The sequence below is a fragment of the Xanthomonas sp. A1809 genome (assembly GCF_017746015.1).
Taxonomy (GTDB): domain Bacteria; phylum Pseudomonadota; class Gammaproteobacteria; order Xanthomonadales; family Xanthomonadaceae; genus Xanthomonas; species Xanthomonas euvesicatoria.
The window spans coordinates 236,213-262,185 of the sequence record NZ_JAGHWZ010000009.1 but is presented as its reverse complement, the minus strand read 5'-3'; the positions used below and the strand labels follow the sequence as shown (position 1 = coordinate 262,185).

The 25,973-nt window shown below is 65.5% G+C and carries 25 protein-coding genes; 15 read left to right on the top strand and 10 right to left on the bottom strand.

The features are described 5' to 3' along the window. Positions 1 to 17 precede the first annotated feature (17 nt). Complete coding sequence (locus J7396_RS13885) at positions 18 to 578, top strand: adenine phosphoribosyltransferase (protein ID WP_209261599.1); 561 nt, start codon at positions 18 to 20, stop codon at positions 576 to 578. Positions 579 to 679: 101 nt separating this feature from the next. On the opposite strand, the gene dbpA is transcribed toward J7396_RS13885, so the two are convergent. After that, entirely contained in the window at positions 680 to 2,056 is a 1,377-nt protein-coding gene (gene dbpA, locus J7396_RS13880; RefSeq protein WP_122272991.1) for an ATP-dependent RNA helicase DbpA, read from the bottom strand. A 103-nt stretch (positions 2,057 to 2,159) separates the two neighbouring features. Here dbpA and J7396_RS13875 point away from each other — a divergent pair, with 103 nt between their 5' ends. Beyond that, complete coding sequence (locus tag J7396_RS13875) at positions 2,160 to 4,049, top strand: ATP-binding cassette domain-containing protein (protein ID WP_209261598.1); 1,890 nt, start codon at positions 2,160 to 2,162, stop codon at positions 4,047 to 4,049. A gap of 290 nt (positions 4,050 to 4,339) precedes the next feature. On the opposite strand, the gene J7396_RS13870 is transcribed toward J7396_RS13875, so the two are convergent. Both J7396_RS13870 and J7396_RS13865 read right to left on the bottom strand, forming a co-directional pair. After that, positions 4,340 to 4,765, bottom strand: a complete 426-nt coding sequence (locus J7396_RS13870) for a barstar family protein (RefSeq protein ID WP_209261597.1) — start codon at positions 4,763 to 4,765, stop codon at positions 4,340 to 4,342. Beyond that, complete coding sequence (locus J7396_RS13865) at positions 4,762 to 5,202, bottom strand: ribonuclease (protein WP_008576167.1); 441 nt, start codon at positions 5,200 to 5,202, stop codon at positions 4,762 to 4,764. The genes J7396_RS13870 and J7396_RS13865 overlap by 4 nt, the downstream gene beginning before the upstream one ends. A gap of 251 nt (positions 5,203 to 5,453) precedes the next feature. On the opposite strand from J7396_RS13865, the gene J7396_RS13860 reads away from it, so the two are divergent. Beyond that, complete coding sequence (locus tag J7396_RS13860; protein ID WP_003486056.1) at positions 5,454 to 6,065, top strand: superoxide dismutase; 612 nt, start codon at positions 5,454 to 5,456, stop codon at positions 6,063 to 6,065. Positions 6,066 to 6,438: 373 nt separating this feature from the next. Here J7396_RS13860 and J7396_RS13855 read toward each other — a convergent pair whose 3' ends face one another. Beyond that, positions 6,439 to 7,272: an inositol monophosphatase family protein gene (locus J7396_RS13855; protein ID WP_005913068.1), complete on the bottom strand. Its 834-nt coding sequence runs from the start codon at positions 7,270 to 7,272 to the stop codon at positions 6,439 to 6,441. A 117-nt stretch (positions 7,273 to 7,389) separates the two neighbouring features. Here J7396_RS13855 and J7396_RS13850 point away from each other — a divergent pair, with 117 nt between their 5' ends. From J7396_RS13850 to J7396_RS13840, 3 genes are read left to right on the top strand one after another with little or no spacing between them, the layout of a single operon-like run. Then, positions 7,390 to 8,154 carry an RNA methyltransferase gene (locus tag J7396_RS13850; RefSeq protein ID WP_011347732.1) on the top strand — a complete coding sequence of 255 codons (765 nt, stop codon included), beginning with the start codon at positions 7,390 to 7,392 and terminating at the stop codon, positions 8,152 to 8,154. 51 nt (positions 8,155 to 8,205) lie between these two features. Further along, positions 8,206 to 9,135, top strand: a complete 930-nt coding sequence (locus J7396_RS13845; RefSeq protein WP_033478490.1) for a phosphate/phosphite/phosphonate ABC transporter substrate-binding protein — start codon at positions 8,206 to 8,208, stop codon at positions 9,133 to 9,135. Further along, complete coding sequence (locus J7396_RS13840; protein ID WP_008573449.1) at positions 9,132 to 11,249, top strand: EAL domain-containing protein; 2,118 nt, start codon at positions 9,132 to 9,134, stop codon at positions 11,247 to 11,249. Before J7396_RS13845 ends, J7396_RS13840 begins: the two co-directional genes overlap by 4 nt. A 98-nt stretch (positions 11,250 to 11,347) precedes the next feature. Here J7396_RS13840 and epmB read toward each other — a convergent pair whose 3' ends face one another. Then, positions 11,348 to 12,376: an EF-P beta-lysylation protein EpmB gene (gene epmB / locus J7396_RS13835; RefSeq protein WP_011347729.1), complete on the bottom strand. Its 1,029-nt coding sequence runs from the start codon at positions 12,374 to 12,376 to the stop codon at positions 11,348 to 11,350. Between the two features lie 102 nt (positions 12,377 to 12,478). Here epmB and efp point away from each other — a divergent pair, with 102 nt between their 5' ends. The 6 genes from efp to J7396_RS13805 all read left to right on the top strand — a co-directional run bounded on the left by efp (position 12,479) and on the right by J7396_RS13805 (position 17,631). Further along, positions 12,479 to 13,045, top strand: a complete 567-nt coding sequence (gene efp / locus J7396_RS13830; protein ID WP_007962665.1) for an elongation factor P — start codon at positions 12,479 to 12,481, stop codon at positions 13,043 to 13,045. A gap of 194 nt (positions 13,046 to 13,239) precedes the next feature. Next, entirely contained in the window at positions 13,240 to 14,031 is a 792-nt protein-coding gene (locus J7396_RS13825) for a hypothetical protein (RefSeq protein WP_209261596.1), read from the top strand. Positions 14,032 to 14,048: 17 nt separating this feature from the next. Then, positions 14,049 to 15,386, top strand: coding sequence for a TRZ/ATZ family hydrolase (locus tag J7396_RS13820; RefSeq protein WP_209261595.1), 1,338 nt, complete (start codon positions 14,049 to 14,051; stop codon positions 15,384 to 15,386). Positions 15,387 to 15,415: 29 nt separating this feature from the next. Next, positions 15,416 to 16,135, top strand: coding sequence for a bifunctional 2-polyprenyl-6-hydroxyphenol methylase/3-demethylubiquinol 3-O-methyltransferase UbiG (ubiG, locus tag J7396_RS13815; RefSeq protein ID WP_014090357.1), 720 nt, complete (start codon positions 15,416 to 15,418; stop codon positions 16,133 to 16,135). An 85-nt stretch (positions 16,136 to 16,220) separates the two neighbouring features. Further along, the gene (locus J7396_RS13810) at positions 16,221 to 16,913 is read left to right on the top strand and encodes a phosphoglycolate phosphatase (RefSeq protein ID WP_209261594.1); all 693 of its coding nucleotides are present in this window, start codon (positions 16,221 to 16,223) and stop codon (positions 16,911 to 16,913) included. A 28-nt stretch (positions 16,914 to 16,941) separates the two neighbouring features. After that, entirely contained in the window at positions 16,942 to 17,631 is a 690-nt protein-coding gene (locus J7396_RS13805; RefSeq protein ID WP_014090355.1) for a phytoene synthase, read from the top strand. 255 nt (positions 17,632 to 17,886) lie between these two features. On the opposite strand, the gene J7396_RS13800 is transcribed toward J7396_RS13805, so the two are convergent. Continuing rightward, entirely contained in the window at positions 17,887 to 19,068 is a 1,182-nt protein-coding gene (locus J7396_RS13800; protein ID WP_136732631.1) for a putative acyl-CoA thioester hydrolase, read from the bottom strand. Between the two features lie 419 nt (positions 19,069 to 19,487). Between J7396_RS13800 and J7396_RS13795 the strand changes: the two genes are divergently transcribed. The 3 genes from J7396_RS13795 (at position 19,488) to J7396_RS13785 (ending at position 21,376) form a co-directional block, all read left to right on the top strand. Further along, complete coding sequence (locus J7396_RS13795) at positions 19,488 to 19,991, top strand: pyridoxamine 5'-phosphate oxidase family protein (protein WP_008573434.1); 504 nt, start codon at positions 19,488 to 19,490, stop codon at positions 19,989 to 19,991. 119 nt (positions 19,992 to 20,110) lie between these two features. Further along, positions 20,111 to 20,992: an MBL fold metallo-hydrolase gene (locus J7396_RS13790; RefSeq protein WP_033478743.1), complete on the top strand. Its 882-nt coding sequence runs from the start codon at positions 20,111 to 20,113 to the stop codon at positions 20,990 to 20,992. Positions 20,993 to 21,085: 93 nt separating this feature from the next. After that, complete coding sequence (locus J7396_RS13785) at positions 21,086 to 21,376, top strand: hypothetical protein (RefSeq protein ID WP_008573429.1); 291 nt, start codon at positions 21,086 to 21,088, stop codon at positions 21,374 to 21,376. A gap of 54 nt (positions 21,377 to 21,430) precedes the next feature. Here the strand turns inward: J7396_RS13785 and eutC are convergent, their stop codons facing one another. From eutC to J7396_RS13765, 4 genes are all read right to left on the bottom strand, one after another. Continuing rightward, positions 21,431 to 22,246 (bottom strand): ethanolamine ammonia-lyase subunit EutC, encoded by an 816-nt coding sequence (gene eutC / locus J7396_RS13780; protein WP_008573427.1) that lies wholly within the window; start codon positions 22,244 to 22,246, stop codon positions 21,431 to 21,433. After that, a complete protein-coding gene (locus J7396_RS13775; RefSeq protein WP_008573425.1) occupies positions 22,243 to 23,652 on the bottom strand; it encodes an ethanolamine ammonia-lyase subunit EutB in 1,410 nt (469 codons plus the stop codon). The genes eutC and J7396_RS13775 overlap by 4 nt, the downstream gene beginning before the upstream one ends. Next, entirely contained in the window at positions 23,649 to 25,013 is a 1,365-nt protein-coding gene (gene eat / locus J7396_RS13770; RefSeq protein ID WP_209261593.1) for an ethanolamine permease, read from the bottom strand. Before eat ends, J7396_RS13775 begins: the two co-directional genes overlap by 4 nt. 417 nt (positions 25,014 to 25,430) lie before the next feature. Then, on the bottom strand, positions 25,431 to 25,892 hold the full coding sequence (locus J7396_RS13765) for a VOC family protein (RefSeq protein WP_343237466.1): 462 nt from the start codon (positions 25,890 to 25,892) through the stop codon (positions 25,431 to 25,433). Positions 25,893 to 25,973 lie beyond the last annotated feature (81 nt).

The window sequence follows — 25,973 nt, the reverse complement described above, 5'->3', positions numbered from 1 at the left end:
ACCACGCCACCGCCCTCATGACTGACTGCAGCCGCTGCGCCGGCACCACGACTTCCGGACCCAACCATTGGTCAGAGCGGATTCGCGACATCGCCGATTTCCCTAAGCCGGGCATCGTCTTCAAGGACATTACCCCGTTGCTGTCGGACGGCCCGGATTTCGCCTCTGCGCTGGACGAAATGGCGCAGCCGTGGCGCACCACGCCGCTGGATGCGGTGCTGGGTATCGAGGCGCGCGGTTTCATTCTGGGCGCTGCCCTGGCGCGCGAACTGCGGACCGGCTTCGTGCCGGTGCGCAAGCCGGGCAAGCTGCCGGGGCGCACGCTGATCCAGGAATACGCGCTGGAGTACGGCACCGATCGCATCGAAATGCATGAGGATGCGCTGCCACGCGGGGCGCGCGTACTGATTGTCGACGACGTGCTGGCCACCGGCGGCACGCTGCGTGCGGCCTTGGGGCTTGCTGCCCAACTCGAACTGGAAGTCGTTGGCGCAGCCGTGCTGGTGGAATTGCAGGTGCTGCAGGGTCGCCAGAAATGGGCGAAAGATGTGCCGCTGTTGGCGACACTTTCTTACTGAGTCCAAGCGCTGGAAGCGACCCTGGATGCGTGGACGTGCGCGCATCCAGGATTGCTGCTGCTGAAACATAGGCGGCCGGCGCGACGCCGGCCGCGCTGCGTTCAGAGCTTGCTGACCCGAAACCGGCGTCCCTTGATCTTGCCTGCGTGCAGATGTGCCAGCGCCTTGGCGACCTGCGCGCGGGCAATGGCCACGTAGGAGCGGGTAGGGTAGATGGCGATCTTGCCGATTGCCGCGCCCGAGAGCCCGGCTTCGCCAGTTAGGGCGCCCAGGATGTCGCCGGCACGCAGCTTGTCGGTCTTGCCGCCATCGATGCGCAAGGTGGTCATTGCCGCCTGCGGCAGTTGCGCCGGGCGCGCGGTGGCCAGCGGCGCACGCGACCACTTCAAGGGTTGGCCCTGTTCGGCTTCCAGTGCCTGCGCGCGGGCAGTTTCGCGCGGGGTGACCAGGCTCAGCGCCAGTCCATGCTTGCCGGCACGTGCGGTACGGCCAATGCGATGGCGGTAGGTTTCGGTATCGGTGGGCAGCTCGTAGTTGACCACCGCCGAGAGGTCTTCCACGTCCAGCCCGCGAGCGGCCACGTCGCTGGCCACCAGCACGTTGCAGCTGCGGTTGACGAAGCGCACCAGCACTTCGTCACGGTCGCGCTGTTCCATGTCGCCGTGCAGCGCGAGTGCGGAGAAGCCGAACTCCTGCAGCGAGCCAGCCACCTCGTCCACTTCCTTGCGGGTATTGCAGAACACCACGCTGGACTCGGGATTGAAACGCAGCAGCAGGCCGGCAACGGCCTTTTGCCGATAGGTCGGGTCGACCTCGAAGAACTGCTGATCGATCTCCGGTGCGCTATCGGCGCCTTCCACCGTGACCTCAACCGGCTCCTTCAACAGCTCGCGTGCGAGCGTGCGGATACTGTCCGGGAACGTGGCCGAAAACAGCAGGCTTTGGCGGTGTTTGTCGCAACGGCCGGCAATCTCGCGGATGGGTTCTTCGAAGCCCATGTCGAGCATGCGGTCGGCCTCGTCCAGCACCAGCGTGCGCACGCCGCCCAGATGCAGGGCGCGTTTGCGGGCCAGTTCCTGGATGCGACCGGGCGTGCCCACCACCACTTGCGGGTCGTGCGCTTCCAGCGAGGCCAATTGCGGGCCCAGCGGCATGCCGCCGGTGAGCACCACCAGCTTCATGTTGGGAATGCCGGTGGCGAGCTTGCGCAGCTGCTTGCCGACCTGGTCGGCCAATTCGCGGGTGGGGCAGAGCACCAGCGCCTGTGCGCGGGTCACTGCAGGGTCGAGCTTTTGCAGCAGGCCAAGCCCGAACGCGGCGGTCTTGCCGCTGCCGGTCGGCGCCTGGGCGATGACATCGAGCCCCTGCAGGATCGGCGGCAGGCTTTGCGCCTGGATGGGAGTCAGGACGGTGTAGCCAAGGGCGTCGATGCCGGGGGCCAGGGCCGGCGACAGCGGCAGCGCGGAGAATTCGTTCATGGCGCATTTTAGCGGGAATCGGGAGTAGGGAATCGGGAATCGCAACGGCGAAGGCTTTTTCCCATTCCCGATTCACCATTCCCGATTCCCGTACAATTGCGCCATGCCTTTAATCACTCTGCAAAGCGTCGACTACAGCGTCGGCGGCCCCTTGTTGCTGGAAAAAACCGACCTCACGATCGAGCCGGGCGAGCGTATCGCCTTGATCGGCCGCAACGGCGCCGGCAAATCGACCTTGATGAAACTGATCGCCGGCGAGCTCAAGCCCGACGATGGCGAAGTGCGCGTGCAACAGGGTGTGCGCATCGCGCGGCTGGAGCAGGAGGTACCGCAAGGGACCGGCGGCAGCGTGTTCGACGTGGTGGCCGATGGTCTGGGCGAGTTGGGTCATTGGCTGGCCGAATTCCATCAACTCAGCCATGCCGAGGTGTTCGACGCCGATGCGTTCGGCAAGGTGCAGGCCAAGATCGATGCGGCCGACGGGTGGGCGCTGGATCAACGCGTCACCGAGACGCTGACCAAGCTGGAACTGGACGGCGATGCGGAGTTCGCGCGGCTGTCCGGCGGTATGAAGCGACGCGTGCTGTTGGCGCGTTCGCTGGTGTCCTCGCCGGATGTGCTGCTGCTGGACGAACCGACCAACCATCTGGATATCGAAGCCATCGATTGGCTGGAAACCTTCCTGAAGGGCTGGAGCGGCAGCGTGCTGTTCGTCACCCACGACCGGCGCTTCCTGCGTGCGTTGGCCACCCGCATCGTCGAGATCGATCGCGGCCAGGTCACCAGCTGGCCGGGCGACTGGGCCAACTACGAGCGCCGCCGCGAGGAACGGCTCAATGCGCAGGCGCAGGAGAATGCGCGCTTCGACAAGTTGCTGGCGCAGGAAGAGATCTGGATCCGTCAGGGCATCAAGGCCCGGCGCACCCGCGACGAGGGCCGCGTGCGGCGCCTGGAATCGATGCGCAACGAGCGCGTGCAGCGGCGCGAGCTCACCGGCAACGTGCGCATGGAAGTCTCGCAGGGCGAGTCGTCCGGCAAGAAGGTGATCGAGGCCAAGGAGGTTGGCTTCGCGTTCGGTGCGCGCACGATGGTCAAGGATTTTTCCACCATCATCCAGCGTGGCGACCGCATCGGCCTGATCGGCCCCAACGGCAGCGGCAAGACCACCTTGCTCAAGCTGTTGCTGGGCGATCTGCAGCCGCAGCAGGGCGAAATCCGCATCGGTACCAATCTGCAGATTGCGTATTTCGACCAATACCGTTCCACCCTGCGCGAAGACTGGAGCGCGATCGAAAACGTAGCCGAAGGCCGCGATTTCCTCGAGATCAACGGCAAGCGCAAGCATGTGCACGCCTATCTGCAGGATTTCCTGTTCACGCCCGAGCGCGCGCGCGCGCCGATCACGCGCCTGTCCGGTGGCGAGCGCAATCGCCTATTGCTGGCACGTCTGTTCGCGCAGCCGTCCAACCTGCTGGTGATGGACGAACCGACCAACGACCTGGACGTGGAAACGCTGGAGCTTCTGGAGGAGTTGCTGGGCGAATACACCGGAACCTTGCTGCTGGTCAGCCATGACCGCGACTTCCTCGACAACGTGGTGACCTCCACGCTGGTGATGGAGGGCGATGGCCTGATCGGCGATTACGTCGGCGGCTACAGCGATTCGCTGCGCCAGCGCCGTACGCCGGTCGGCAATGCGATGGCGGTGGCCAAGGCATCGGCCACTGCAGTGGCGACCGCGCCCGTGGCTGCAGTGCCGGCGGACACCGCTCCCAAGCGCAAGCTCAGCTACAAGGATGCACGCGAGCTGGAGCAACTGCCGGCCCTGATCGAGACGCTGGAGCAGCAAGTGGCCACGCTCACCGAGGCGATGAACGAGCCGGCCTTCTATCAGCGCGACAGTGCGGCGATGGCGGCCCACACCGCAGCATTGGTCGATGCGCAAAAGCACCTGGATGCGGCGTACGCGCGCTGGAGCGAGCTGGATAGTTGATCGTCGGTCGGCACGCGCGATGCGTGCCGTTCGCGCGTCTGGCGCGACGAAGGGCGATGGTGGTTTGCCATCGCGCCTGGGTGCGGGCCGATGCGGGTGCGTAGCGATCCGTGTTCGCCGGAAATACCAGCGCTGATCGACCGCGCCGCGCGGCGCCTGGGAAACATCGCGAGCGCTCATCAGGTCGGTGCGGGCGGCATGCAGGCAGCCATCGCTTCTGCACGGGGCATGTGGTGCCGGCGCCAGGCGTGTCCGCTCGGCCGGCTGCGCAGGCGTGCTGTTGGCTGCTCTCAGTCGCAGGCGCTTGCGGGCGCAACGAACGCCGCGAAGGTCAGCCCGCGTGCTGCCCAGGCGTTGGCGACTTCATCGAGGATGTCCAGCAAGGTGTCGCGGTCGTTGGGTGCCGTGCTGGCCAGCGCCTGGGCGCCGTCGATGAGCAGCGTATAGCCATGTGGCGAAGGCAGCCACGCCAGGTCGCGCAGGGCATCGCTGAGCGCGTCCCAATTGCGGCCGAAGCTGGCCGGGAAATCCAGTTGCGTGGCCAGGCGCATCAGCAGCATGCGTTTGTCGCTGCAGGCGGCCAGATCCACGCGCACGATGCGTAGGCCGGCATCGCGCGCAAGCGCTGCCATGGTGTCCAGATCGTCGGTCTCGGCCTGATACACCCCCGACTGCTGCGGATCGGACAGATCCAGCGCGAAGTCGCCAGCGTTCATGGTGCCTGGTCCGGGGTCGGGCCATCGAAGGCCTTGAAGCTCTGGTAATGATCGTCGCTGTAGTACCACGCCTCGGGCGGAGTGCCGCCGGTGACGATGCGGCGCGCGCCGCGATCCGGGCTGCCGGGGGTATCGACAGTGTATTCGCGGTAATAGCCACGCGGGCGTTCGGGCAGGCGATGCTCGCGGTTGCCGAACACGCCGCCATCCTGCGGATGCGGAAACGGGCCGCCGCGCTGGATCAGCACGATGGTGGCCATCGCCTCGGTCGGCAGAAAGGCGGGCAGACGCGGCACCTCGCGCGTCGGCGTGTCCGCGGCGATCGGGGCGTTGAGTTGCGGCGCGAACTGCGGCTTGGGCGTCTGCATCGCACGCATGCCCCACAGGCCGGCGACGAGCAGCGCGATGGCGACAACGAGCAAAGCGGGCTTGCGCATGAAGACGGTCCGAAATGGGTACGGCAGAGCAAGTATGCCGATGCGCGACTGTGTCGACTTTGAACGTGGCCGGCGCCGGGACGGTTCACGCCCAAGTAACCGGGACCTGGTGCAAGGTGTGCGGCGAACATCGTGCGGCATGCGATGGGATGAAGTTTCCCTGCCAGCACCCTTGGTAACCGCTGCCGCCGTCCTTACCATTCACCCCGCAACGCCCGGTCTTCGCCGGGCGGCAAGTCCAGGAGATACGCATGGCTTACACCCTTCCGCAGTTGCCCTACGCCTACGACGCGCTGGAACCGAACATCGATGCGCAAACGATGGAAATCCATCACACCAAGCATCACCAGACCTACATCAACAACGTCAACGCGGCGCTGGAAGGGACCGAGTACGCCGATCTGCCGATCGAAGAACTGGTCTCCAAGCTGAAGAGCCTGCCGGAAAACCTGCAGGGCCCGGTGCGCAACAACGGCGGCGGCCACGCCAACCATTCCCTGTTCTGGACCGTGCTGTCGCCCAACGGTGGCGGCGAGCCCAAGGGCGAGGTCGCCAAGGCGATCGACAAGGATCTTGGTGGTTTCGAGAAATTCAAGGAAGCCTTCACCAAGGCCGCCGTCAGCCGCTTTGGCTCGGGTTGGGCGTGGTTGAGCGTGACCCCCGACAAAAAGCTGGTTGTGGAAAGCACCGCCAACCAGGACAGCCCGCTGTTCGAGGGCAACACCCCGATCCTGGGTCTGGACGTGTGGGAACACGCGTACTACCTGAAGTACCAGAACCGTCGCCCGGAATACATCGGCGCGTTCTACAACGCCGTCAATTGGGAAGAAGTCGAGCGCCGCTACCACGCCGCGATCGCCTGAGGTCCTGCACCGGCGCCAGGCACTGCCTAGCGCTGTGACAGCGGCACCCAACGTACAAGGCCGGGAGCGATCCCGGCCTTGTACGTTTACTGCGCTGTGGATAGGTGCGCTGTGGGTAGGAGCGACCCCGGTCGCGAGAGGCTTTGCAGGGAACGCTCCTCGCGCTCAGGCGCGCGCCTACAGTTGCGGCGCGGATTGGCTTGGTACCGAACCGAAACGCACAAGGCCGGGAGCGATCCCGGCCTTGTACGTTTACTGCGCTGTGAGTAGGTGCGCTGTGGATAGACCCCGGTCGCGAGAGGCTTTGCAGGGAAGCCTCCGTGCTCAGGCGTGATCCGATGTCTGCCGGGCAGCGGTAGTGCGAACGGGTCGATCAGAACTTGGCGTCGAACTCGCGGGCGTAGCCGGTGTTGACGATGACCTTCTGCAACGCGTCGCTGATCTTGATGTTGCCGGCCACGATTTGCTGCGTCTCAGGGCCCATGTTGTCCATGCGCGGCGGGGTGGCGCCCTTGTAGTCGCAAACGCGGCCACCGGCCTCGCGTACCAGCAGCACACCAGCGGCGATGTCCCAGGCTTTGACGCCCGCTTCGAAATAGGCGTCGGCGCGGCCGCAGGCCACATAGGCCAGGTCCAGCGCTGCCGAGCCGGTGCGGCGCACGTCTTCGGCCTGCACCAGCAGCGCATCCACGCACTTGAGCTGCGCACTGGCGCGCGCACGCTCGCGCGGCGGGAAGCCGGTGTGGACCATTGCGCCTTCCAGATCCTTGCGCTCTGCGATACGGATGCGGCGGTCATTGAGCACCGCGCCTGCGCCGCGGCTGGCAGTGAACAGCTCGTTGCGCAGCGGGTCGAAGATCACCGCATCGGTCGGTTCGCCATTTTCCACCAGTGCGATCGACACGCAGTAGTGCGGGAAGCCGCGCAGATAATTGCTGGTGCCGTCCAGTGGATCGATGACCCAGGTGTAGCGGCCACTCTTGCCGCCCTGCACGCCGCCTTCTTCGCCGAACACGGCGTACTCGGGGTAGCCGCGCTTGAGTTCCTTGATGATGACCTTCTCGGCATCGGCATCGACTTCGCTGGCGTAGTCCATGCGGCCTTTCTGCACCACATTGAGCGCATCGAGCTTGTTGATGCCGCGCAACAGCACATTGCCGGCGAGGCGGGCGGCTTTGACCATGACGGTGACGGCGGGTTTCTGCATGGTGAAAGCTCCCGTGAAGGCAGAATCGGACAATGGCGAAGGTAAAAGAGCGGTCCGGCGCGAAAGCCGGCCGCGCAGTTTACCATCTACGGCCGAACAGCTTCCCGATCTCCGTTCATGTCCGTCAGCCAGCGCATCCGATTTGTTCTTGTGGGTACCCAGCATCCAGGCAACATCGGCGCTGCAGCGCGTGCGATGAAGACCATGGGGGTTTCGCGCCTGGTGCTGGTGGCGCCGGAGCGCGCACTCGACGAAGACGCCTATCGGCGCTCGGCCGGCGCTGAAGACGTGCTGAGCCAGGCGCCGATCTTCGCGACACTGGGCGAGGCGGTGGCCGACTGCACGCTGGTGATTGGCTGCACTGCGCGCGCGCGCCGGGTGGCGCTGGAAGAACTGTTGCCGGACGAGGGCGCGCAGCGTGCCCTGGCCAAGGCGGGCGAGCCGGCCGAGGTGGCCTTCGTATTCGGCCGCGAGCGTACCGGTCTGACCAACGACGAGCTGCAGCTGTGCCACGCCGCGGTCCACATTCCCTCCGATCCGCAGTTCAGTTCGCTCAATCTGGCCGCGGCCGTGCAGGTGCTGGCGTACGAGGTGCGACTGGCGCAGCTGGCGGCAGGCCAGGCCGAACGCGCGCCGGCAGCGGCTCCGGGCTTGCGCGACGGGCCGGCCAGCCACGCACAGCTGGAAGGGATGTTCGGCCAGCTGGGCGACACGCTGGACGAGATCGACTTCCACAAGGGCCGTGCGCCGGAGTCGGCGATGCGCAAGTTGCGCCGGTTGTTGCTGCGCGCAGAGATGACCGAGCAGGAGGTGCGGCTGATTCGCGGCATCCTGTCCGATGCGCAGCGCATGGCCATGCTTGCCAAGCAGGCCGGAAACTGACGTCTGTCACATCTTCGAAGATTCGGCTAGGCTGTCCGCGGCTCTAGGGGAGTGTCCGTTTTGCGCGGTCTACGATGGTGTCTGATTGCCTGCTGGCTGATTGCCGGGGCAGGCTTGGCCGTGACGGCTGCGGCAGCGCCTTCCTCGGTCCTGGTGCTTGGACGGATCAGCGATGATCCCGCCAGCCATTACGAGCAGCTCAAGCCCTTGCTGGATTACGTGGTGCCGCGCATGCGCGAGGTCGGGATCCGCCGCGGCGAAATCCTGATGGCGCCCGATGCGCGCCAGATGTCCAGCTATCTGCGGCGCGGCCGGGTCGATTGGGTCAGCGAAACGACCGGTGCGGCGATGCTGCTGGAGCAGCGCGGCAGCGCGCACCCCTTGCTCATGACCGAGCGTGGCGGACTGCGCGACTTCCACACGGTGTTCTTCGTGCGCCGCGACAGCCCGATCCAGTCGCTGTCGCAGTTGCGCGGCCATACCCTGGCATTGCAGAACGCCTCGTCCACCAGCGGCTACCTGCTACCGGTGCTCGAACTGCTGCGCAACGGCATCGCATGCGATGTGCTGCTGTCGGCCGACGACACCCCGGCACGCGGATCGGCCGGCTATCTGATGGTGGGGTCGAAATTGAACGTTGCCGCGTTCGTGCACAAACATCTGATCGACGTGGGCGCGCTCAGCAACGTCGATTGGGACGACGAACGCCACATGCCACCGGTGTTCAAGCGCGATTTCCGCATCGTGCACCGCACTGCGCCGGTGCCGCGCGCGGTGGAAATGGTGCGCGCAGGGATGGACCCGGCCGTGGAGCAGCGTCTGCGGGTGGTGTTGCTGCAGGCCGCCTCCGACCCCAAGGCGGGCCCGGCGCTGAAGCGCTTTTTCGACACTACCGGGTTCCATCCGCTGGATCCCGCTAGCCGCCGACGTCTGCAAGAGTTGAGCGCGGGCGTGCAACGCGTCAGGGATCACGTGGAATGACTCAGGTGCGCTTCGGCTTGCAGGCACGCTTTCTCTTGGTGATGGCGCTGACGCTGCTGCTGGTCGGTGCGATCCTGGCTTCGCTGCTGCAGCGACAAAGCGCGATGCAGCGCGAGGTGCGCGGCTTGAGTGCGCAGATCCTGCACGAGCTGTTCGATCGCAGCCTGCGCACGCGCGGCGAAACGCTGGCGACCGAGCTGGCTTCCGGCTTGGCCAACCCCTTGTATTACTCGGACCTGGGCGCGGTGGGTGCGCTGGTGCGCAATGCCTCGCGCCAGCAGGTGGTGAGCTATGTGCTGGTGTTCGACCGCCATGGCCGGCTGGTGCACGACGGCACGCCGACCTTGCAGCGTTACGGGCAGGCCATGACCGATCCGCTCGCCGCCAAAGCGCTGGCGGCGCAGGCGATGGTGTTGCAGTCCTCGCCGGAGGTGCTGGATGTGACGGTGCCGATCAAGATCGGCGACCAGCGCATCGGTGGCGTGCGCGTGGGCATGTCGCGCGAGCGGGTGCGCAAGATCGAATCCGGCGCCAATCTCACCCTGGTGCAGAACCTCAACGCCATCGGCAAGCGTGATCTGGGCTGGTTGCTGGTCCTGCTGGCTGCGCTGGTCGGGCTGGGCGTGTTGCTGGCCATCTACGTACAGCGCACGCTGGTGGCGCCGATTCGGTTGCTGGCGGCAGCGGCAAGGCAGATCGAACGGGGCGACTATGCGGTGCAGCTGCCGCCGCACCCCCGCAACGACGAGATCGGCGAGTTGATTTCCGCGTTCGGGCGCATGAGCGAAAGCATCGCCCGGCACGACCGCGAAGTGCGGCACATGGCCTACACCGACGCGTTGACCGGGCTGACCAACCGGCTGGGCTTTCGCGAGGGTCTGGATCATCTGCTCCACACCGCGCGCAGCACCGACAGCAAGCTGGCCTTGCTGTTTGCCGATATCGACGACTTCAAGCGCGTCAACGACACGCTTGGCCATGAGGCCGGCGACGAGGCCTTGCTGCAGTTCGCCAGCCGCATCAGCCGCGCAGTTGCCGCGCTGGGCGGCGACGATGCGATTCTGGCGCGCTTTGGCGGCGATGAGTTCGTGATCCTGCTGCAGAGCGGCGATGTCAGCCTGCTGGCGGCGCAACTGGCCGACCGGCTGGTGCACGAACTGAGCCGGCCGTTGAACGTGCAGGGCCGCGAGGTGTTCCTGGGGACCTCGATCGGCATCACGCTGTTCCCCGATGATGCGCGCGATGCCACCGCGCTGCTGAAGAACGGCGACATCGCCATGTACCAGGCCAAGGTCGCCGGCAAGAACTGCCATCGCTTCTACAGCCGCGCCGCCGATCACGCGGTGGAGCGCCGTGTGCACATGGAGCACGAGTTGCGCGGGGCCTGGGAACGCGACGAGCTGCGCCTGGTCTACCAGCCGATCTACCGCACCAGCGACCGTGTGCTGGTGGGCGTGGAGGTGCTGCTGCGCTGGCAGCATCCGGCGCTGGGAACGATCGCGCCGTCCACCTTTATCGATATTGCCGAGCAGAGCGGCCTGATCGAAGTAATCGGCCCCAAGGTGCTGCGCGCGGCCTGCCTGGAGGCGGCGCAGTGGCCAGTGGTGGGCGAGGGTTTGTTCGTGTCGGTCAATGTTTCGCCGCGGCAACTGCGCAGCGGTGCGCTGATCGACACTGTGGCCGGGTGCCTGGCCGAGTCGGGGCTGCCGGCCGCGCGCCTGCATCTGGAGCTGACCGAGACCGCGGTGATCGGCGACGAGATGATGGCGGCCAGCCTGCTCGACCAACTGCACCGCACCGGCGTGAAGGTATGGCTGGACGATTTCGGCACCGGCTTCTCCGGCTTGAGCCATCTGCGTCAGGTGCCGGTGGACGGGGTCAAGATCGACAAGAGTTTCGTTGCCGACCTGCAGCGCGACCCGGACGATCTGGCGCTGACCACCGCGATCATCAACATGGCGCACTCGCTGGGAATCACCGTGGTTGCCGAAGGCATCGAGCAGGAAGCGCAATTCAATCTGTTGCGCGAGCGCGGTTGCGACCTGGGGCAGGGCTATTGGTTCAGCAGGCCGTTGAGCCCGGCCGATATGGTCAAGCTGATCGCGGCGGGGTGAGTGCCCTCGGAGCGCGCCTGAGCGCGACGGGCGTCACCGGTAAAGCGCCATCGCGCCCGGGTGCGCTCCTACGACCGATTGCACTGAGGTCAGGGCGGTTACAGCGGCCGCTTGCCGGTATCGCCGGGGATTTCACGCACAAGCCGCGGGACCAGGTAGCCGGACAGGCGGGCAGCCAGCTCGGCATGCAGCGCGCGCGCGCGCGCATCGTCCACCTCGAAATGCGCCACCCCGGCGACCCGGTCGAGCTGATGCAGGTAGTAGGGCAGCACGCCGGCGGCAAAGCTGCGCTCGCTCAGCGCCGCCAGCGCATCCACGCTGTCGTTGACGCCACGCAACAGCACGGCCTGGTTGAGCAAGTGTGCGCCGGTGTCGCGCAGCCCCTGCACGGCGGCGTCTACCGCGGGGTCGAATTCGTTGGCATGGTTGGCATGCAGTACGAACGCCACCGGCCACGGTAGGCTGCGCAGCCAGGCCTGCAGTGGCGCATCCACGCGCTCCGGCAGCACGATCGGCAGGCGGCTGTGGATGCGCAGGCGCTTGAGATGCGGGATGGCCGCCAGGGCGTCGGTGAGTTCGACCAGCTTGGGTGTGGCCAACGAGAGCGGGTCGCCGCCGGAAAGCAGCACTTCCTCGATGCCGGGGTCGGCGGCGATCGCGGTCACCGCCTCACGCCAGCCATCGCGCGCAGCGGTCTCTTCGGCATACGGAAAGTGGCGGCGGAAGCAGTAGCGGCAGTGCACCGCGCAGCTGCCGGTGGCGATCAGCAGGGCGCGGCCGCGGTATTTCTGGATCACCCCGGCAGCGGTCCGGGCGGCGGCATCGCCCACCGCATCCAGGCCGAAGCCCGGCACCGGCTGCATTTCCGCATCCAGCGGCAGCACCTGGCGCAGCAGCGGGTCGTGCAGGTCGCCATGGCGCATGCGCGCCACGAAGGCGCGCGGCACCCGCAGTGGAAACTGGGCGGCGGCGGCAGCGCTGATTGCCGCCGCTTGCGCATCCAGGCCCAGCAGCTGCAGCAGCACGCGCGGGTCGCGCACGGCGTCGCGCCACTGCTGTTGCCAGCGCGCTGGCTGCAGGGCGGGGGGCGGGGATGGCTGTAAGGCGAGGGGGGCTGCGGTTATCATGTGCGGTCACAAAACCAAATGCCCGCCGGTTGCGGCGGGCGCCCCATTCTAATCCGACCTGCTACCGCGTGGCGGGTCGTGGTCTTATCGAGGAGCTGCACCATGGCCACTGTTGGCATGAACGACGTCAAGAACGGCATGAAGATCCTGGTCAACAACGAGCCGGCGGTCATCACCGAGACCGAATACGTCAAGCCGGGCAAGGGCCAGGCCTTCACCCGCATGAAGTACCGCTTCATCAAGTCCGGTCGCGTGGTCGAAATGACCATGAAGGCGACCGACGATGTGGAAGTGGCCGACGTGGTCGATACCGACATGCGCTACCTCTACAGCGATGGCGAGTACTGGCACTTCATGGACCCGGAAACCTTCGAGCAGGTGCAGACCGACAAGGCCGGCATGGGCGGCGCCGACAAGTGGCTCAAGGGCGAGGAAGACTGCATCGTGACCTTGTGGAACGGCACCCCGATCTGGGTGCAGCCGCCGAACTTCGTCGAGCTGAAGATCACCGAGACCGATCCGGGCGTGCGCGGCGACACCTCCGGCGGCGGCGGCAAGCCGGCCACGCTGGAAACCGGCGCGGTGGTGCGCGTGCCGCTGTTCGTCAACCAGGACGAGATCATCAAGGTCGATACCCGTTCGGGCGAATACTCGGCGCGCGTCAAGTAATCCAGATGCGCCTGGGACGCCGGTCCGGTCGAGCAGTACGCAGCGCCAGTGTCCTGACGACGCCAGGAGCAGCCGAAGAAACGACTGCGCCGTTGCCAGGCTTGGGCGGCCGGTGTCTGGAATCTGCATGGGCCACGCGTGCACTGCCGGTCCCGTGCGCCATTGGCTCGCACCTGACGGCCGCGTGCGTCGCGTTGCTGGCCGGGCTGAGCGGCCTGCTGGCGGCGTGTCCGGTGCTTGCGCAAACCGCCGCCGCCACTGCCTGCGACGCGCAAAGCGTGGCGGCGGTGGCAGCTGGTGCGGTGTCCGGCGCCGCAGGGGCGGTGCCGGTCGACCATGCCGTGGCACAGACCTGCAAGCCGTGGCCGTACGACCCATCGATACGACTGGCGGCCATTGCGTTCGCCAGCGATGCCACCACCGAGGCAGGCGAACGCAACCTTGAGTTGCGCGTTGCCATGCTCGATGCCCGCACTGCCCAGGTCGTCGCCTTGTACATGCAGGACATGGGCGAAGATGCCGGCTTCGAACTTGCTGCCGACAGTCTGCGCCTGGATACCGCACGCTATGACCTGGCGCAGGGCGTGCGTGCGGTTGGCGTGGTGGTGCACAGCGTTGCGCGCGGGCCCAGTTGTCCGGATTTCGACAGCAACGATGCATTGACCTTGCTGGTGCGCGAACAGCGCCGGTTGCGCCCGGTGCTGCAGCGGGATCTCACTGTCTGGCGGCGGGTAAAAGGCGAACCGTGCAACTGGGGCGCGACGGGTGTGGTGACCGAACGCGGCACGCTCACCCTGTCGATGGACGCGCCGGTCCACGCGGGCTATGCCGACATCGCAGTCACTGCCAACCTGGTGACTTCCACCACCGTCGAGGATGCAGACGACATCGAGCGCACGTACCGCCAGCGCCAGGTGCTGCGCTACGACGGCACGCGGTATGCGCCTGTGTCACGCTCCGACGACTCCTGGCCGTTCGGCAACTAACCTCAATGGATCCACTCATGACCAACGCTCCGCCCGAACCCTGCGACCTGCTGATCGAGGCCGGCTACGTCGTGCCGATCGAACCGCATGCGGTGGTGCTGGAAGACCACGCGGTCGCGGTCAGTCACGGCGTCATCGTTGCCGTGCTGCCGGCTGCCGAAGCACGCACGCGTTTTGCGCCCAAGCAGACCGTGTCGCGGCCCGATGCGGCGTTGATCCCGGGCCTGGTCAATGCGCATACGCATAATCCGATGACGCTGCTGCGCGGCGTCGCCGACGACCTGCCGCTGATGGTGTGGTTGCAGCAGCACATCTGGCCGGTGGAGGCGGCGGTGATCGGACCGGAATTCGTGGCTGATGGCACCACGCTGGCAATCGCCGAAATGCTGCGCGGTGGTACGACCTGCGTTAACGAAAACTACTTCTTCGCCGATGTGCAGGCGGCCGTCTACAAGCAGCACGGCTTCCGTGCGCTGGTGGGCGCGGTGATCATCGATTTCCCGACCGCATGGGCATCGTCGGACGACGAATACTTCGCGCGTGCCGGCGAGCTGCACGACCAATGGCGCGACGATCCGTTGATCAGCACCGCGTTCGCGCCGCATGCGCCGTATACCGTGAACGATGCCAACTTCGAACGCGTACGCATGCTGGCCGACCAGCTCGACATCCCGGTGCATCTGCATACGCACGAAACCGCGCAGGAAGTGGCCGATTCGATCAAGCAGTACGGCCAGCGCCCGCTGGCGCGGCTGGATCGCCTGGGCCTGGTCAACGACCGCCTGATCGCGGTGCACATGACCCAGCTCACCGATGCGGAAATCCATCTGTGCGCCGAGCGCGGCGTCAGCGTGGTGCATTGCCCCGAATCCAATCTCAAGCTCGCTTCGGGCTTTTGCCCGGCATGCGCGCTGCAGCGTGCGGGCGTGAATCTGGCCATCGGCACCGACGGCTGTGCCAGCAACAACGACCTGGACATGTTCAGCGAAAATCGTACCGCCGCCATTCTGGCCAAGGCCGTGGCCAACGATGCGACCGCGCTGGACGCCGCGACCACCTTGCGTGCGGCCACGTTAGGCGGCGCGCGTGCCTTGGGCTTCGGCGACAGGATCGGCTCGATCGAGGTCGGCAAGCAGGCCGACCTGGTCTGCGTGGACCTGTCTGCACTGGAAACCCAGCCGCTGCATCATGTGCTGTCGCAGCTGATCTACGCGGCTGGCCGCCATCAGGTCACCGATGTGTGGATCGCCGGAAAGCCCAAACTGGTGCAGCGCGAGCTCATCGACATGGATACCGCCGCCCTTCTCGCCAATGCGCGGCAGTGGCGCGAACGCATCCGCACCGTCCGCGCCTGAGCGCGCGTCACCGCATCACGGAGCCCCGCATGAATTCGAATACGCACGCCAAATCCAGCAATTTCCATCAGAGCGAGCTGGATAAATTCGCCGCACTGGCCAACCGCTGGTGGGATGCCGACGGCCCGCAGAAGCCGCTGCATGCGCTCAATCCTGTGCGTCTGGAGTATGTGTCCACGCGGCTGGAACTTGCCGGTGCGCGCGTGCTCGATGTCGGCTGCGGTGGCGGGTTGCTCAGCGAATCGATGGCACGTCTGGGCGCGCAGGTGACTGCGATCGACCTGGCGCCGGAACTGGTGAAGGTGGCGCGTCTGCACAGCCTGGAATCGGGCGTGCAGGTCGACTATCGCGTGCAATCGGTGGAAGACCTGGCCGCCGAACAGCCGGGCAGCTTCGATGCGGTGACCTGCATGGAAATGCTCGAACACGTGCCGGATCCGACCGCGATCATTCGTGCCTGCGCCAGCCTGCTCAAGCCGGGCGGCAAGCTGTTCCTGTCCACGCTCAATCGCACCCCTGCCGCGTTCGCGCTGGCGGTGGTGGGCGCCGAATACATCGCGCGTCTGCTGCCCAAGGGCACGCACCACTACAAGGATTTCATCAAGCCGGCCGAGCTTGCGGCGTGGCTGCGCAACGCCGGGCTGCAGCTCGAAGACGTCAGCGGCATGCTGTACGAGCCGTGGCGCAATCGCGCCCGCCTGTCCTCGCGTACCGAGGTGAATTACCTGGCGTATGCGGTGAAGCCGTGATGGGCGGGGATTCGGGAATCGGGAATCGGGAATCGCAAAGGCGGTTGGCTGAGGGTTCGAGATTTTCTCGTTTCGGGTGGAGTGCATGCAGTTGCATGCCCGTGGCGCTGTGGTGAGTTTCCCGCGTGCGGCGTTGTTCGATCTGGATGGCACCTTGCTGGACAGCGCGCCGGACATGCTCGCGACAGTCAACGCCATGCTGGATGCGCGTGGGCGTGCACCAATTGCGTTGGCGTCGCTGCGCCCGGTGGTTTCCAAAGGTGCGCGTGCGATGCTCGGCGTGGCCTTTGCCGAGCTCGATGCCGCGGCGTGCGCGGCGCTGGTGCCGGAATTCCTGCAGCGCTACGAAGGCCTGATCGGCACGCAATCGCAGCTGTTCGATGGCATCGAACAGATGCTGGTGCGGCTGGAGGATGCCGGCTGCGTGTGGGGCATCGTCACCAACAAGCCCGAATATCTGGCACGCCTGATCCTGCCGCAGTTGGGCTGGGAGCAGCGCTGCGCGGTGCTGATTGGTGGCGACACGCTGGCCGAGCGCAAGCCGCATCCGTTGCCGCTGGTGATAGCCGCCCAACGCATCGGCGTTGCACCTGCGCAATGCGTGTATGTGGGCGACGATGAGCGCGACATCGTGGCTGCGCGCGCGGCGGCGATGGCGTCGGTCGCGGCGTTGTGGGGCTATCGTCTGGACGACGACGACCCGACGCACTGGCAGGCCGATGTGCTGGTCGAGCAGCCGCAGGCACTTTGGAATGCGGCAACGTGGCCGCAGATCTGATCTTTCTTCGTATTTTTCCGGACCCGCCATGAGCCAATCCAGCGCGCTCGACAGTTTTCTCGACAAGTGGGCCACCCGCTGGCCGGAATGGTCGGTTGCCGAACCGTTCGTGCCCGAGCCGCAACGCCGTCTGGCAGTTGCCTGGTTCGCGTTGCTGCAGGAATGGGAAGACATCATGAATATCGCCGGCGACCCGTTGCCGGCCGATGCCAAGTTGGCGTGGTGGCAGCAGGAGCTGCGTGACTGGTCGAGCCAGCGCTCGCGCCATCCGTTGGGGCGCGTGCTTGAGCCGGTGCGTGCGCCGTGGTCACAGCTGGCCGACACCTTGCCGGCCATGCAGGCCGCGCGCGTCCAGCCACAATCGCTGCAGCACGCGCTAGGGGCACTGCGTACGTTCGCCGAGGCGGTGATTGCGGTGGAAGCGGTGCTGTTCGCACGGGCACGGCCTGGCGATGCCACTGCGGTGGCGGTGCAATGGCTGGATGCACGCCAACGCGTGGCCGGCGACGGCGCAGCGCCCGGTGGCGTTGCCACGTCCGCCTGGCGCACGCAGCTGTTGCAGGCCTGGCCGCGCAAGGTCGCGTTGGCGCGGCCGCACCGGGTGTGGTCGCGTCTGGCACGGCTGCGCTTGCAGCGCGAGCTGGCGGGCAAACCTGCGTACCCGCCGCCGATGCAACAGCTCTGGCATAGCTGGCGTGCCGCCAGCGGCACCGATTAAGCGGCGCCGGTAGGTCAGCTGCGTGCAGCATGCGCGTGTGTGGCGTGACGGGCGCGGCGGCCCAGTCTGTCGTGTGCGGAGCGGGGCAATTGGCAGCACGGCGCTAAGGTAATGACAGCGCCAATCGTGCGTAGGCCTTGCGACGCAGTCAGGCGTTCGCACGCCCTCTTATCGGCAGCCGGTGCGCTCTCGTCGCGCGAGGCAGCAAGCACGGGCAATGCCGGGCTTGCTGCGCAGTTGCGGTGAAGCATCGACTCAATTGGCCGCGCCGGGACCGCTATTGTTGTATTCGTAGAAACGGTTGGCCGAATTGGTGCAGTTGCTGCTGCAATACGGGCGGCCGACCGTTGATGCATTCCATGGCGCGGTCTTGCGGATATGGCTGCCCAGGGTCGAGTCACGTACCGTCACCTGGCCGTTGGGCGAAGTGCCGTTGACGTAAGAGCTCAGGCTGCCGACGCTCTCGTCCCACGCACGTCCAAGATAGGTGTTGTTGTCCGGGGAGCCGGAGACACCGGTAAAGCTGCTGTTGATCGCCAGAAATCCGTAGCTGCTGCCAGGACGCGTGCTGGGCGCAAAAATATAGCCGCCGCGGCTGCTGCCCAGGCGTGCGCCGGTGGAACGGATGGTGGCGCCATCGAAAACACCGACGCCGGAGCCGAAGATGAAATCGACATCGCCTTCGATGGTGCTGCTCTTGAAATACGCCCGGATCACATTGGACGCGCTGGTCGCGCTGATCAACAAGGTGTCCTGGTTGCCGGTCACCAGGACATCCTGGAAGTTGGCCTTGTCGCCACGCACAGCCAGCGCCACCGCCGATTGATTGTTGTCGGTGTAGGTGCCTTCCACATAGTTGTTGTCCACGCGCAGGTGGCGCGCCTCGAAATTCGCCGCGCGCACCGTGAACGTCGCGCTGTTGGAGGTGCCAACCGTGGTCGCCGACGCATTGCTCGCACACGGGTGGCTTGCGGTGCCGGCTGGCTTGGGAGTGGGGTTGGCATTGTTGAAGCGGATGACGGTGTCGCCGGTATTTGTGCCCAGCCCGAACAGCGTCAGCGGTGGCGCATTGTTCGGCACGCAGACCAGCTCGGTGTAAGTGCCCGCCTTGATGCTGATATAGCGACGTGTGGTGCCGCCGGCAGCCACGGCAGCGTCGATGGCAGATTGCACGGTGCGGTAGCGTGTTGAGCCGTCGGCCGCCACTGCGTAATCGGCACTGAGTAGGGCGACACCTGCGGTGGGGTTCCAGTTATCGGTCACCAATGCGCTGATCGGCCCGGCTTTGGCCAAGGCTTTGGCGATCGTATAACTGCTCGCTTCGCTGCTGGTGAGTTGCGGCCGTGTGGCAGTGCCGGTCAATGCCAGCGCAGTGGCGCTAACAAGGCTCAGCACTGCGGCAGCGAGACAGGTCGAACGGATGTGCGTTGCAGACATGTGGTGGCGCTCTCTCAGAAGGGGACGTATGCGCAATACGCTGCAGATGCCGGCAAGCCAGGAGCGACGACGACGCCGGTGCGCGCTCGCCTGATAAACGATCGCAACAGGTGTCCGGCCGCTTCGGGATTCGGAAGCAATGCAGCGCAGGTGCAACGACGGTCGTTGCCATGCGCGGTTCTCGTTCGTGCCGCACCAGCGGCCGGCCGATCCTACTGCCGTGTTCGTTTTTCGGCTGATGACGTATCGGCCAATGTGCCGGAACTGCGAATCGGTCACGCTTTGCGGGCCGGTACTGGCGCTACAGGCCATGTCGCACGCGGACCATATTGCGGTTGCACAATGACGGCGATTCGAGATGCGTCCTCACATGCCGTGGGCGCAGGGCCTTTCAGACTGACTCACCCGCGTACGCGCGCATGTCAGGAATCGAAATGGCAGACACCAAAGAGTTGCAGGAAAAATTCTGGAAGGCGCTCAAATCCGATCGCACCGTGATGCTGGGCCTGGACGGTGTCGAAGACGGTCACGCGCGTCCGATGACCGCACAGATCGAAGGCGATAGCGGTGGACCGATCTGGTTCTTTACATCCAAGGACAACGCGTTGATCGCCATGCTGGGGCAGGGCCGCCGCGTCATCGGCGCCTTCAGCAGCAAGGGCCACGATTTGTTCGCCAGCATCAGCGGCTCGCTGCGCGAAGACACCGACCCGGCCATGGTCGACCGGTTGTGGAATCCATATGTCGCTGCGTGGTACGAAGGCGGCAAGACCGATCCGAACTTGGCGCTGCTGCGCCTGGACGCCGACCATGCGCAGATCTGGCTCAACGAGTCGAGCCTGCTGGCAGGGATCAAGGTGTTGTTGGGCGTCGACCCGAAGAAGGATTATCAGGACAAGGTGGCGGACGTTCCGCTGCGCTGAAATCTGGCGCGCACGCGCCACCGTCAAGGTGGCGTGTGCGCGCTGGTTGCGCGATTTGCTCCGCTCACCGCTGTGCGACGGCCGCATTGCCACGCTGGCCCGCCAAGCGGAGCCTGCCGATGCGCGTGCATCACCTCAACTGCATCTCCACCTGTCCGCTGGGCGGCCATCTCATGGACGGACGTACGCCAGGCGTCCTGGATCGCGGCCATCTGTGTTGCCATTGCTTGTTGGTGGAAACCAGCGCCGGGTTGGTACTGATCGATACCGGTTTCGGCCTGCGCGATGTGGCCGAGCCACGTGCGCGCCTGAGTCGGTTTTTTCTGGCCCTGGTCAAGCCGGATTTGCGCGAGGAGATGACCGCAATCCGGCAGATACAACGGCTGGGGCTGGACCCGCGCGATGTGCGGCACATCGTGCTGACCCATCTGGATTTCGACCACGCCGGCGGACTGGACGACTTTCCGCATGCGCGCGTGCACCTGATGACGAGCGAACGCGATGCCGCACTGGCACAGCGCACCTGGATGGATCGCCAACGCTTTCGTCCGCAACAGTGGTCTACGCGCGGGCAGTGGCGCACCTACGACGGTGCAGCAGGCGAGCGCTGGATGGGGCTGGAGTGCGTGCGCGACCTGCATGGATTACCGCCAGAGCTGCTGATGGTACCGCTTCCCGGGCACACGCTGGGTCATGCCGCGGTTGCGGTGCACACGCCGGCACGATGGCTGCTGCTGGCAGGCGATGCATATTTCTTCCATCGCGAAATGGATCCGGACGCGCCTTACTGCACGCCAGGGCTGCGCGCATATCAATGGATGTTGGAGAAGGACCGCGCCGCGCGCTTGAGTAACCAGCAGCGCCTGCGCGCTCTACGGCAACAGCATGCAGGTGAGGTGGAGGTGTTCTGTTCGCACGATGTGAGCGAGTTCGAGCGTATCGTCGGGCAGCCGGCCCGCCTGCCGAGCGGCGCCTTGCTGCACGCACCCACGCCGCAGTGATCCGCGCTTCACCACGCGCCAACGCACCGCAGCGCGATGATCTGCCACCGGCACAGCGCGCTTGCGTGATGACGCCATTCCAGGAGATTGAACATGCAGCAGATCGAAATTGGCCAGATGGTATTTCTACGCGATGGCGAAGTCGGCGTCGGTGCCGTCCGCGACATCCGCAACGATGGGGACGAACTGGTCATCAATATCGAAAATGGCGGCGACTTCGTGCTGCCTGCCTCGGTGGTGCGTGATGTGCACTCGGGAAAGGTGATGCTGGATGTCGACAAGCTTCCCGATGATGTACGCAACGCCTTACGTCATCCGCATGACAACGAACTGCAGACCAGCACCTATGCCGCTAGCAATACGCAGGATGGGGCATTGAAGTGATGGATTGATTGCGAATTGCGCGGTGTGACTCCTGGTCAGCACACGCCGCGCAGTTCAGTCCGGCAGCAAGAACGTGCGCGGCGCGATGTCGGCAGGCCCTGCCAGCGACGCAGGTTGTTCGGCTTCGTCTTTCAACTGCACGCCAGAGAGTCTGCGGCGAAATGCCTCGCGCAGCAGATACGCTAATTTGTGGGTCGCCTCGGCGTAACTCAGTCCTTCGGCGCGAATGTTGGAAATGCAGTTGCGCGCTGCATCGGTGAGCCCGACGCGGGGCGTGTAGGTGAGATACAGGCCCAGGCTGTCGGGCGAGCTCAGGCCCGGCCTTTCGCCGATCAGCACGATCACGGCGCGCGCGTTGAGCAGTTCGCCGACCTCATCGCCGATCGCCACGCGCCCTTGCGCCACCAGCACCGCCGGCGCGAGCGACCAGCCTTCCCGAGATGCCAGTGCATCGATCTGGTCTAGCATGCGCGCGGCATGCCGATGCACGGCCAGCGCAGACAGTCCATCGGCGATGACCACCGCAACATCCTGTCCGCCGCCATGCACGGCCGTGAGGCCGCGTAGCTGGGCGGCGGCATCTTCGGCCAGGCGCCTTCCCAGATCGGGACGTTGCAGATACTGATGACGATCGGTGGCAGCGCTCTGCAGCAGGATGCTGCTGCGCCCGCGTTGCTCCAGCGCGGCCTGCAGCGGTGCCGGGTCGAAGGCCAAATGCACCGCGTCGCGTGCCTGCGCATGCGCCAGCTGGAACTCCAGGTGCGCGTCCGTAGGCAGGCTGGTCCCCACCCGGCCCAGCGCAATGCGCGCGGGCGTCAGTTGGCGCAGGTGCGCCCAGGCATCGCGGGGCGGTGTTGAGGGGGCGCTCATGGCGCCGCTCTACCGCTGGCCTGTGCCAATGCACGCCGAAATGGCGCCGGTACCTCGCTGCCAAGCTCGAAGCGGCCATCGCGCAGCCGCAGGATGTCGTGCTGCTCCAGCCACTGTTCGAACTCGGGTGCGGCGCGCAGGCCGAGTGCCTGGCGCGCATACAGCGCATCGTGAAACGAGGTGGTCTGGTAGTTCAACATCACATCGTCCGAGCCGGGGATGCCCATGATGAAGTTGATGCCGGCAGTGCCGAGCAGGGTGAGCAACACGTCCATGTCGTCCTGATCGGCTTCGGCATGGTTGGTGTAGCAGATGTCGCAGCCCATCGGCACGCCGAGCAACTTGCCGCAGAAGTGGTCCTCCAGCCCGGCGCGGACGATCTGCTTGCCGTCGTAGAGATATTCCGGCCCGATGAAGCCCACCACGGTGTTTACCAGCAGCGGTTTGTAGTGGCGCGCTACCGCATAGGCGCGCACCTCGCAGGTCTGTTGATCCACGCCGTGGTGCGCATTGGCCGACAACGCGCTGCCCTGGCCGGTTTCGAAGTACATCACGTTGTCGCCGACGTTGCCGCGACGCAACGACAGGCCCGCTTCATACCCTTCCTGCAGCAAGGCCAGGTTGATGCCGAAGCTGGCATTGGCCGCCTCGGTGCCGGCGATGGACTGAAACACCAGATCCACCGGCACGCCGCGGCCGATCGCTTCGATGGTGGTGGTGATGTGCGCAAGCACGCACGATTGCGTGGGAATCTGATACCCACTGATCACCGCATCGAGCATGCGCAACAGGGCCGTGGTTGCGGCCAGGCTGTCGCTGGCCGGGTTGATGCCGATCACCGCATCGCCGTTGCCGTACAACAAGCCGTCGAGCACGCTGGCGGCGATGCCGGTGGCATCATCGGTGGGGTGGTTGGGCTGCAGGCGTGTCGACAGGCGTCCGCGCAACCCCAGCGTGTTGCGAAAGCGGGTGACGACCCGGGTTTTCTGCGCCACCAGGATCAGGTCCTGCACCCGCATCAATTTGGACACCGCGGCCACCATTTCCGGCGTCAGGCCGGGTGCCAACGCGGTCAATGCAGCTTCGTCGGCCTGCGCACTCAGCAGCCAATCGCGAAAGCCGCCCACGGTGAGATGCGCCACGGCGGCAAATGCAGCGGCATCGTGCTGGTCGATGATCAGCCGGGTGACTTCGTCTGCTTCATACGGTACCACTGCTTCGTCGAGGAAGTGCCGTAGCGGCAGATCGGCCAGCGCCATCTGTGCGGCCACGCGCTGCAGACCGGAGTCGGCGGCAAGACCGGCCAGCTGGTCGCCGGAGCGCGCAGGCGTCGCCTTGGCCAGCAGCTGCTTCAGATCGGCAAACTGAAAGCGTTCGCCGCCTGCGGTGAAGGCAAACCCGCTCATCCGGCGCTGGCCACAGGCGTGTGTTGCGTGCGCAGGCTCAGGACGCAACACGCCGCGCCGAACAGCAGCAGGCCCAGGGAGATCAATGCCACGATCGGGTTGAACCACACCATCGCCACCAGGCACACCAGTGCCAGCAGCAGCGCAATGGCCGGCACCACCGGGTACCACGGTGCGCGGAAACTACGCTCCAATCCCGGTTCGGCGCGACGCAGCCTGAACAGGCTGAGCATGCTCATCACATACATCACGATCGCGCCGAACACCGACATGGTGATCATCGCTGCGGTCAACGACATGCCCTGGATCTTGACCACGCTGTCGCTGCAGATCGCGGCGATGCCGATGACGCCGCCGGCCAGGATGGCGCGATGCGGCGTGCGAAAACGCGAGAGCCTGGCCAGCCCATGTGGCAGGAAACCGGCACGCGCCAGCGCAAAGAACTGACGCGAATAGCCCAGGATGATGCCGTGGAAACTCGCCACCAACCCGAACAAGCCGATCCACACCAACATGTGCAACCAGGTGGAACTGTTGCCGACCACGGCCTTCATCGCCTGCGGCAGCGGATCGTTGATGTTGGAAAGCTGGCGCCAGTCGCCGACGCCGCCGGCAAACACCATCACGCCCAGCGCCAACACCACCAGGGTGAGAATGCCGGCGATGTAGGCGCGCGGAATCGTGCGCCTGGGGTCTTTGGCTTCTTCGGCCGCCATCGCCGCCCCTTCGATCGCCAGGAAGAACCAGATCGCAAACGGGATCGCAGCGAAGATGCCGGAAATGGCGGCCGGCCCGAAGCCGTCGCTGCCGGCCCAGCCGTTGGCGGCAAAGCGCGCCACGCTGAAACCCGGTGCCACCACGCCCATGAACACCAGTAGTTCGATCACCGCCAGCAAGGTCACGATCAGCTCGAAGGTGGCTGCAATCGCCACGCCGACAATGTTCAAGCTCATGAAGACCAGGTAGGCGCCAACCGCTGCAAGACGCGGATCCAGCGTGGGGTACTGCACATTCAGATACGCGCCGATCGCCATCGCGATAGCCGGCGGCGCGAAGACGAATTCGATCAACGTGGCCAGGCCGGCCAGCATGCCGCCATAGGTCCCGAACGCGCGCAGGCTATAGGCGAAGGGCCCGCCCGCATTGGGAATGGCGGTGGTCAATTCGGTGAAGCTGAAGATGAAACAGGTGTACATCACTGCGACCAGCAGCGTGGTCACCAGAAAGCCGAGCGTACCGGCGGTGCCCCAGCCGTAACTCCAGCCGAAATACTCGCCTGAAATCACCAGCCCCACCGCGATGCCCCACAACTGCCAGGTACCCAGGGTCGGTTTGAGGTGCTCGTTGCGCATGTCGCACATCTCCTGCAGTCGGGGGAGGGGAGATGAAGCACGCCCGACGCCGAAGCGACGGACCGACCGTCGGCAGCCCAAGCGTCCACCTGCAGCGACGCACGACGGTCGTTTCGGTTATACCGCAAAGCCCGCTGGCGGACACAAGCACGACGGGTAGGTCGCCGCCGACCGGGTGTGTAGCGTTCCGGCGCAATGGTCGTGGGTTGCGTTTTTCTTCTGTCGTCGCAGGGTGTGGCCCGTTGTTAAATCGAGGGGGCCTGATCCAGTGGTCGCGATGCATCAAATAGTGGGGTCATCGCAGAATGACTCTGCAGCCGCACGCTAAGGCGGATCGGGATCATGGTCCATCAACGGGGCGGGGATGCGACCATTCGGTGTCATCCCCCTGACGACTGCGCCGGTAGTCGGGGCGCGCCGGTCCTGTCACGGTCCAGCAGGCTGCATGAACTCGATGGAAATATGGTCGGGACCGGACACGTAGGCGGTGAGCGTTCCTGTTCTCGGACCTCCCGGAATCGGCAGCGGCTTGCCCTTCGCCTTCCATCCGGCCGCCTCGACACGGCAGATGGCCGCATGGATGTCCCGGACGGTCAGCGCCAGATGGGCGGCCCCGATCGCACCCGCGCTGTCCGGCGACTGCCCATTCCGACGACCTTTGGAATATTGCAGCAACTCGACGATGAATCCGTCCGGAGCCTTCACGATTGCCGTTCGCACGCTCGGATCATCCACGCCGGTGACCTGATGCAGGAAATCGCCGCCCATCTGTGCCTGTCGTTCGAGCGTAAACCCCAGGGCCTCGGTCCAGAACCGGATCGCCTCGTCAAGAGATGAAACGGCAAACCCGATGGGATCAACGTTGGCCACGCCTGCATTGCTATCCACTGTTGCGGCTCCGTTCCAGTACGTCCGGGACGCGATAATTTGTGTGAAGGAAACTCGAGTCAGCAGAAGACCGGGCTGGCC